The organism is Idiomarina sp. ST20R2A10 (assembly GCF_051842345.1).
Classification (GTDB): domain Bacteria; phylum Pseudomonadota; class Gammaproteobacteria; order Enterobacterales; family Alteromonadaceae; genus Idiomarina; species Idiomarina loihiensis.
This window is the reverse complement of record NZ_JBNIEY010000028.1, coordinates 1-652: the sequence shown is the minus strand read 5'-3', so window position 1 is coordinate 652 and position 652 is coordinate 1. Positions and strand designations below refer to the sequence as shown.

At 46.9% G+C, this 652-nt stretch carries 3 protein-coding genes; all 3 read right to left on the bottom strand.

Annotation, left to right across the window (positions count from 1 at the left end; translation table 11 throughout):
• Positions 1-155: FAD-dependent oxidoreductase (locus tag ACP7H9_RS14175; RefSeq protein WP_439222927.1), on the bottom strand; the 155-nt coding region annotated here is incomplete at its 3' end.
• 55 nt (positions 156-210) lie between these two features.
• On the bottom strand, positions 211-510 hold the full coding sequence (merP, locus tag ACP7H9_RS14170) for a mercury resistance system periplasmic binding protein MerP (protein WP_034818174.1): 300 nt from the start codon (positions 508-510) through the stop codon (positions 211-213).
• Between the two features lie 13 nt (positions 511-523).
• Positions 524-652 (bottom strand): mercuric transporter MerT family protein (locus tag ACP7H9_RS14165; protein WP_439222926.1); only part of this gene is annotated, 129 nt, incomplete at its 5' end.

Genomic DNA, 652 nt, shown 5'->3' with positions numbered 1-652 from the left:
TTAGACGGGACACAGCCAATATTGACACAAGTTCCGCCAATAGTACCTCTCTCAATGAGCGTCACTCGGGCACCTCCCTCGGTCGCTTTGAGTGCCGCAGCCATCGCACTGCCGCCGCTACCAATGACAGCAATGTGTAAATTGTTATTACTCATAACGGTTACTCCTTGGTCTTTCAGTTTTACAGCAGCTATAAGGCATTGTGATGTTTCATGACTGATTTTTTGGTGCCGTTGCTTTCAGTGTTGATGGGTATCCTGCATTTGTCGTTGCTTCAGTGAGCTGCTTAACTGACGTTTTTTCGTCGTCGAATGTCACGGTTGCATCCCGCTCTTCAAAACGGACATCGACGGCGCTCACACCTGCAACTTGGCCAAGTGCAGCTTTGACAGTAATTGGGCAGGTGACGCATGTCATACCGGGTACTGATAGCGTAACCGTTTTCTCAACCGCCAATGCGGGCATGCTAAACAGTAAAAATAAAATGGTTGTTATCATTGTTTTTTTCATCGTGTATTGCCTCCTAGTAAAACAAAGGAACAACATAGGGGTAAGCCAATGCTGTTAAAGTAAGCACCGCAACGAGCCAAAACATCACTTTGTAGCTCTTACGAGCATTTGGCGTTGCGCAGGTGTTATCAGGGTTGCAGTC

Bases quoted from the DNA above. Each gene is read 5' to 3' on its own strand.
- merP (WP_034818174.1), bottom strand. From the start codon at position 510: ATGAAAAAAACAATGATAACAACCATTTTATTTTTACTGTTTAGCATG.